The 7,877-nt window shown below is 29.3% G+C and carries 9 protein-coding genes and 1 pseudogene; 4 read left to right on the forward strand and 6 right to left on the reverse strand.

Translation table 11 applies throughout. The annotated features are described in order from the left end of the window. Positions 1 to 671, forward strand: a 671-nt coding sequence (locus CD116_RS13905) for an ACT domain-containing protein (protein WP_420877262.1), incomplete at its 5' end; no start/stop codon positions are given. 53 nt (positions 672 to 724) lie between these two features. Here the strand turns inward: CD116_RS13905 and CD116_RS07340 are convergent. Next, positions 725 to 1,300, reverse strand: a complete 576-nt coding sequence (locus CD116_RS07340; RefSeq protein ID WP_078101766.1) for a hypothetical protein — start codon at positions 1,298 to 1,300, stop codon at positions 725 to 727. 329 nt (positions 1,301 to 1,629) lie between these two features. On the opposite strand from CD116_RS07340, the gene CD116_RS07345 reads away from it, so the two are divergent. Beyond that, entirely contained in the window at positions 1,630 to 2,484 is an 855-nt protein-coding gene (locus tag CD116_RS07345; RefSeq protein WP_047531140.1) for a hypothetical protein, read from the forward strand. A 187-nt stretch (positions 2,485 to 2,671) separates the two neighbouring features. On the opposite strand, the gene nucI is transcribed toward CD116_RS07345, so the two are convergent. Beyond that, entirely contained in the window at positions 2,672 to 3,205 is a 534-nt protein-coding gene (nucI, locus tag CD116_RS07350) for a thermonuclease NucI (protein ID WP_047531141.1), read from the reverse strand. A 138-nt stretch (positions 3,206 to 3,343) separates the two neighbouring features. Here nucI and CD116_RS07355 point away from each other — a divergent pair, with 138 nt between their 5' ends. Further along, a complete protein-coding gene (locus tag CD116_RS07355) occupies positions 3,344 to 3,532 on the forward strand; it encodes a hypothetical protein (RefSeq protein WP_001027143.1) in 189 nt (62 codons plus the stop codon). A 120-nt stretch (positions 3,533 to 3,652) separates the two neighbouring features. Here CD116_RS07355 and CD116_RS07360 read toward each other — a convergent pair. The 3 genes and pseudogenes from CD116_RS07360 to CD116_RS07370 all read right to left on the reverse strand — a co-directional run. After that, positions 3,653 to 3,742, reverse strand: a pseudogene (locus CD116_RS07360) (ABC transporter ATP-binding protein); the annotation flags it as partial. A 169-nt stretch (positions 3,743 to 3,911) separates the two neighbouring features. Then, entirely contained in the window at positions 3,912 to 5,393 is a 1,482-nt protein-coding gene (gene cls, locus CD116_RS07365) for a cardiolipin synthase (protein ID WP_047550589.1), read from the reverse strand. Positions 5,394 to 5,453: 60 nt separating this feature from the next. Then, positions 5,454 to 5,651: a hypothetical protein gene (locus CD116_RS07370; RefSeq protein ID WP_047531147.1), complete on the reverse strand. Its 198-nt coding sequence runs from the start codon at positions 5,649 to 5,651 to the stop codon at positions 5,454 to 5,456. A 269-nt stretch (positions 5,652 to 5,920) separates the two neighbouring features. On the opposite strand from CD116_RS07370, the gene CD116_RS07375 reads away from it, so the two are divergent. Next, a complete protein-coding gene (locus tag CD116_RS07375) occupies positions 5,921 to 6,946 on the forward strand; it encodes a threonine aldolase family protein (protein ID WP_047550585.1) in 1,026 nt (341 codons plus the stop codon). A gap of 381 nt (positions 6,947 to 7,327) precedes the next feature. On the opposite strand, the gene CD116_RS13645 is transcribed toward CD116_RS07375, so the two are convergent. Next, positions 7,328 to 7,582 carry an XRE family transcriptional regulator gene (locus CD116_RS13645; protein ID WP_231560113.1) on the reverse strand — a complete coding sequence of 85 codons (255 nt, stop codon included), beginning with the start codon at positions 7,580 to 7,582 and terminating at the stop codon, positions 7,328 to 7,330. Positions 7,583 to 7,877 lie beyond the last annotated feature (295 nt).

The raw sequence follows: 7,877 nt of genomic DNA on the forward strand, positions 1-7,877 counted from the left end.
TTGAAGAAATTACTTATCGAGAAATGCGTGAATTATCTTATGCAGGATTTAGTGTTTTTCATGATGAAGCACTGCAACCACTGTATAAGGATCGTATCCCTGTCGTTATCAAAAATACGAATCGCCCCCAAGATAAAGGTACTTATATTTTACATGACCGTGAAATCAACGCTAAAAATGTAATCAGTGGAATTAGTTGTGATAAAGATTTTACTGTTATTAATATCAAAAAATATTTAATGAACAGACAAGTAGGATTCACTAGAAAAATTCTCGGTGTCTTAGAAGATAACAATATTTCATTTGATCATATGCCCTCTGGTATTGATACAATAAGTATTGTGATGCGTTCAAAACAAATTCAAAATAAAGAAACAAAAGTTTTAAATGAGATTCGTAAAAAATGCGATGTTGATGAACTTAGTATTGAGCATGATCTAGCTATTTTAATGATTGTCGGTGAAGGTATGAACAAAGTTATCGGCACAGCAAATAAAATCACTCATGCCTTAGCTAAGTCCAAAATCAATTTAAAAATGATTAACCAAGGTGCTTCTGAAATCTCGATGATGTTTGGTATTCATGTAGACGATGCTGAAAAAGCAGTTCTATCTACTTATGAGTTTTGCTATCATGGCATTGAATTGAAAAACCTATGTGATAAAAAATGATAAAAAGCAATTCATAACACGAATAGTCATATCCGTTATGAATTGCTTTTTATTTAATTATTTATAGTTCTCTGAATCGCATCTTTAATACGTTGCTCACCTACTACAAATTTTAAAATAAAAAATTGATAGTAGCTTAACGCATCAATAACACGTTTATAATTAGAATATTGTTGATACTGATGATGTTGCATTAAATCATACATTAGAACGATTTCTGGTTTAATGTAATCAACATCCCAATTCAAACTGTGAAAATAAATATTACTCTTCGGAATGCGTACATTTGGATCTAACCTAAAAATCCAATCATCATTCACTACATCATAAACATAAATACTCATAATTGTCGTATCGTTAAATTGCACATATACTCGTGCTATTTTTGAAAGTGATAAATCATCTTTAGCTATATTCTGATCTTGTTTATCTATGTATAGTAACGCATAAGATTGCGGAATAACTTTCACAATATCACTTAAACGCTTACGTTCAACGCATATTTCAACAATAGAAGGTAATTTTAATTCATCATTCAAGAAAAGTTGCATAGCAACTTCACCGTGAAATTTAAATAATTGCGATGATGTTTTTATTAAATTTTCTACTAATTGTTCTTTGGCATTTATTTCATTCACTCTCAAATACACCTCCTAAGCAAGCGCTTTCACAAATTTAATTATACCTTTTAAAATTAACGAATTCAATCTCGAAAGCATATCAATTAATACAATTCATTTATAAAAGTCCAGACATATCATAAATTCGTCATAAAGTTGAATTCACGAATCTTTCACGTCATATTCATTGAACATCAATTTCTGTCAGTTTATAATTTGATTATAACAATGGTGAATTAGAATCAACTAATAAAAATGTGGGAAATTGAATAACAATTAATCTATATTAATTATTATTGTACACAAAGTTAAAGAAGTCAAAAAGGATTGGTGAAAAAATGTCTTTTTATTTTGTACTTATCATTATCATAGTAGTATTGACCGGTATTTTAGTTTTAAATCAAAGGTACAGTAACAGTAAAATCGATACCGAGGTCTATGCTAGAAAGCAACTCATTAAAAAGAACAAAGCATTAAGTGCTGAAAATGCTGAATTAAGAAGTCAAATGTTGAGTTCTAATAATGATGTTGGGCATCACGCTTATAAAAATGCTAAAAGAGAATTACGTAAGATTTTAGATAGCTATCTTGAAGAAGGAAAATTAAAATATTACGATATTATCGTGACTAGCAATTTAGCAACAAAACATCCATTTTTCGAGTTTGCACGTTCATTTGATTTTATCATTGTTTCAGACATCGGTTTAATAAATGTTGACGTGAAAAGTTGGGGCGAAAAAACATTTTATCACTTCGATGTACCAGATGAACATGATACAGAAATGAGTAATAGTAATATAGAAAAAGTTGTTGGTCATTATATTAGCCAGCAATATCACGATCAGTTTAATTCATCAAGAAGTGCGATATATACATTTACAGAAACTGTTCAACCAAATCGTGTTGTTTATGATTTTTATGATTATGATCCATATCAATTAGCAGCGAATAATGCAAAAGCATTGAAGGATCATATTGAACAAAACTTTAACTTTAAAGTCCAAAGTACCGGTGTGATTTACTTTAGTGATGGTACAGTTAATATCATTCAAGGTTCTGAAGAGCGCGATAAATACGTTGATACAGTTTCAACTAAATCGTCATTAAGACGTATTATCAGTGAAGCAATCGATTTATCTAAGCATCCACTAAACAAAGAACAAGTAAATCAAATAACAAGTATATTCAAGTAAAATCAAAGGCATAATAATCCATTCAGCTCAATGCAAAAATGGTTATTATGCCTTTATTATGTTCATTTAACTATGATAGTTTGTTTTCAGTACCAAAATTATTAAATCAAAAATTGGATGATATGTTAAAATTCTTCTTTCTGACACGTTTTAGAAATGACGATTATTTATACCAATACGTCTTTAATTACTTACTCCAAATATTTAATTGCTGTTTTTTAGCTTGGTTTTGTGCTTCTATAAATACATTTCTATATTTACCATTTGGTGAAAAGTACTTCTCTCTAGCAAGTCCCTTTTCCACTAATTCTTTATTGTACATTCGATCTTTACTAAGCCATACATATGCCAATGTTCTACCATAACGATCTTGCTTTTCTTTATCATATTCCAAATAAACATCCTGATTCGTTAATGTCTTCTTACTATAATTTGATGCTTCCTTACCATATGGCTGTACAGGCGTATTCGGTTTTACAGTTTCGGGAGTATCAACTCCAATTAGTCTAACCTTGATTTCCTTACCGTTTTGATTCGCTATAAATGTATCTCCATCAACGACTCTTTGAACATGTACCTTGTCCTTACCTTTTAAATCTTGCGTACTTTCTTGATTAGTCCCCTTTTTAAAAGGACCTGTATGATTCATAAATTGGAATGCCAAAACACCTAAAATAATGATGGCTACCACAATCATAGCAAGCGATTTATTTGACTTCATATTGCCACCTACTTCTCTTTTTTCATTCCGATTAATCATATAAAAGTTAAGAAATATCGTCAATAGCCATATCTATATATTTCAATATTTTGTAATGCTATAGCATGATATAATGTTATTGTTAAGGAGTGAAAATGAATGAACATTTCAAATGAAAATACAGTCACATTAATTGCAGTAATTATCGCAATTATCATTGGTATTTTCCTACAAATATTTTTTAAATTACCATTAATAGTGACGGCAGTACTATCTATTTTACTTGGTATTTTTGTAGGTTTTATTGTTTACCTTATTGTCTCATTTTATAATAAGCGGAAAAATTAATTTACAAATCTAACTTGCGAGTACCAAAATAAAAGTATTGAGTAAGATTTATATACTGGTTCATTGCCAACAGCATTTAAATCAAAACACTCAATACTTTTTTGTTTAAATTTAGATCCAGCCTTTTTCAATATCAAATGAAATGTTTTTTAGAACACGCTTTTTCTTAAATGATTTATTGATATTAGATATTTGAATCAAATGAATCACCTCTTAATATTTTATTAATTTAAGATTAGTAAATTTATTCGATTTAAAATAGGATACTTTGTCATTGGTTCAAAATGACATTTGTCACTTTAGGTTTACATAACATAATTATAGTTATTAATTACAGAAATAAAAAAAGCCTCATTAAAATGAGACTTGAAATTATTCTTTATAAAATCGGCGAAACTAATTTTGCTAACGATTCTTTGAATTTAACAGATAGTGGTCTATTGGCATATGATTCTTTAGTTAGTTGTTTTGATTTTGTAATATCATGTTCATAAGCCACTCTTAAATCTCTAGCAAGCTTTTCATCATATACAAAAGCATTGACTTCGAAATTCAATTCAAAACTTCTAAAGTCCATATTAGCTGTGCCGACTGAAACCATTTCATCATCTATCAAACACATTTTAGAATGTATAAATCCATTTTCATACGTATAAATTTTTACTCCACTAGATAATAAATCTGATGCATTTGAATATGTTGCCCAATATACTAATGGATGATCTGGCTTACATGGAATCATTAAATGTACATCTACACCTGATTTAGCTGCAATCTTTATGGCATTAATATAAGAATTATCTGGAATGAAATATGGAGATTGTAAATATACAGATTTCTTTGCACTCATAATCATTTTTGTATAGCCATATTCAATTTGATGCCAGTCACTAGCTGGACCACTTGCAGCTATTTGAATCGGTGAATTGCCCAATGGTCCGTTCTTTTTAGGGAAATACTTAACATCATATTCAAATTGTGGACGGTGCGCTTGTGAATTCCAGTCTAAAATAAAGCGTAATTGTAATGCATCAACCGCATCACCTTGAATACGTAAATGCGTATCTCTCCAATACCCTAATTTTCCTAAACCTAGATATTCATCACCAATGTTAAATCCTCCGACATAACCTAATTGACCATCAATAATAATGATTTTTCTATGATTTCTATTATTCATACGGAAATTTAATAATGGTAGTTTAGATGCAAAAAATGCTTCAACTTCGCCACCTATTGATTTAAAGTAATCAAAATTCGCCATTTTAACATTTTTAGATCCAACATCATCATATAATATTTTTACTTCTAGACCTTGCTTCAATTTTTCTTCTAAAGCGCGTAAAATTCTTTTACCTAAGCCATCTAAAGCGAAAGTATAGTACTCTAAATGGATATATTCTTTTGCGTTTTTAATATCTTCTAAAACTTGATCGTATAAATCATTGCCATCAATGAAATGATCAATTTTATTATTTTCAGTTAAAAAGCCATCTTGATCCATTAAAAGCATACGTACCAAATCATGGTGCTTTTTAACTTGTTTATTATCTGTACCGTAATTACCTTTATCAAAGCTTTCAATTTGCTGATTTAAAAGCGCATCGAAATCTGTTAACACGTTTCCATTATTTTTGTTTAGTTTACGTGCAGAAACAGTTCTTCCAAAAAATAGGTAAAGGATAAAACCAATTAAGGGTAATACAAATAGAACGAATAACCACGCCCATGCTGAACTGGCTGTACGCCTATTTCTTTCTAGAAAAATAATAATAAATGCCAGTACCAAATTAATGATAAATCCAATGGCTAAAATAATAGTAAAAAGTGTTCCTAAATCATTTGAAAATGAAAATTGCATAGTTTGTTTCTCCTATAAAGAAAGGCACAAAAAAATAACTTTTGTACCTTTCGTTTCGTATTATTTATTTACAGATAAAGTTAAAATTGCATTAAACTCTTCTTCATTATTTGGAAATGTTCTTTCTTCAATTTCTTTTATTGTAATATTTACTAATTTTAAATTTGAAGCTTCTTCAGAACCTAAAAATTCGTTGATATTTGATTCTAATAATTCTAAAGTCTCAGCTGTAAAAGTTTTAAGTTTAATTTGTTCCATTTAAATCCCCTCTTTTCTCTATTTCCTAAATCATAGAACTTTTAACTGTAAAATTCAATCATTAATATAGGTGTTGCGGCACGAAGATTCTCTATGATTAAAAATTAATTAATTTTCATATTTGGTTGTTTAATGTATAATATATTTATTCAACTCTGCTATAATGTGATACAAATTTTAACAATTCATAATATATTTTAAATATCGAACTAGTTTTCAATATGGATTATCTAATCAAAATGCTGATATTAGTTTTAGGGGGAAAAGTTGTGATTTCATTTGAAAATGATTATTTAGAAGGCGCTCATGAAAAAGTTTTAAAACGATTAGTAGATACAAATCTTGTACAAGCTTCGGGATATGGCTTTGATCAATTCACAGCTCAGGCAATTGAAAAGATTAAAGATACGATTAATTGTCCAAAAGCTACAGTTCATTTTTTAGTTGGTGGAACTCAGACCAATCAGGTTGTCATCAATTCAATGTTAGAAAGTTACGAAGGTGTATTGTCAGCGGATACGGGACATGTTGCTGTACATGAAGGTGGTGCTATTGAATTTAGTGGTCATAAAGTAATTACGTTACCATCTAACGAAGGAAAAATTAGCGCTTCAGAAGTTGAGACTTATATGGAAACATTTAAATGTGACTTTAAAAAAGACCACATGGTATTTCCAGGAATGGTATACATTTCACATCCAACTGAATATGGCACACTTTACTCAAAGTCAGAATTAGAAGCACTTTCTAAAATATGTAAGCAATATCAACTTCCATTATTTATGGATGGTGCACGTTTAGGATATGCATTAATGAGTGATCAATCAGATATGACTATTAAAGACATCGCTAAATATTGTGATGTATTTTATATAGGTGGTACGAAGATTGGTGCACTTTGCGGAGAAGCTATTGTTTTCACAAAAAATAATGAACCAAAACAATTTACCACTCGAATCAAACATCACGGTGCGCTTTTAGCAAAAGGACGGTTAACAGGTATACAATTTTTAGAATTATTTACGGATGATTTATATTTTAAAATAAGTAGGCATGCTATCGAAATGGCAAATAAGATGAAACAAGCTTTTATAAATAAAGGTTATCGTCTTTACTTTGACTCTCCAACCAATCAACAATTTTTTATTTTGAGTAACGAGAAAATAGCAGAGTTAGAACAAAAAGTTAAATTTGCTGTTTGGGAAAAATACGATGATCAACATCGTGTTGTTAGATTCGCAACCAGCTGGGCGACAACCGAAGAAAATTTAAATAAACTATTAGAATTAATCTAATAGTGCTATTATATGTCATCTGGTAAATCATTTATTAATTAAGCAAGTTCAGTTGAGTAGTTGTGTTTATTTATATATGAAACTGCTCATTTGAAGACGTTGATGATATAAAATTACATTATTCCAAAACAAGATACTACAGATTATTGAGTATCTTGTTTTATTTTATATATTTAAAAATGTTAATTTGCACTGTATTTACTTTAATTTGACGAGATTTGAGAAGTATTATAGTGGTTGTAGTTATTTTATGAAAGTGATGTAATATCAATTGAATTACTAAGTCTATTTTGGTAGGAATATCGATGTTTAGTTTAAATGAAATGCACTATTTAAGTTTTTAATATGGAGATGTTTGTGACTTTTCGATGATTAAGATTTTTATAGGTGTGCATCTTTACAAATAAACTTTGTGTTTAAAATTGAGCTTAGGAAATCAATAGGTTTAGATGAGGATATTGTTGATTGTTTTTGATAATTATAGAGTTTTTCCACAGTATCAAAACCTAATTTTCCAACAGTTCTTTCGCCTCTTCTGATTCTTCTTATACTTGCTGGGTCTACACCCGTTTTTTTACCAATTTCATACGCTGATAAATTTGAGTTTATTAATTTTTTCACTGTTTCTATTAACATAATTTTCATGGACAGGCTATAGTTTTATTTTAAGATTATATAAAAGGCAAATATTAAAGCTAAAATTCCGATTAGATAATTAATAAAGATTTTTATTCTAGCTTTAGTTAAGTTTGTCATTTTCATCACCTCGTAATATAATATGAGGGAGGGGATATCCCCCCTCTAGAAAAATATTTTTATTATTGTGGCAAGTGTTGCAAAGCCTAAAGTGTAGTTGCGGAAAATTTCGCTTTTGGCTTTTGCGATATTTGTCTTTTTTTCTTCTCTTTCCAACCTGTCCTGTATCCAACAC

This window comes from Staphylococcus schweitzeri (assembly GCF_002902405.1).
Lineage (GTDB): Bacteria > Bacillota > Bacilli > Staphylococcales > Staphylococcaceae > Staphylococcus > Staphylococcus schweitzeri.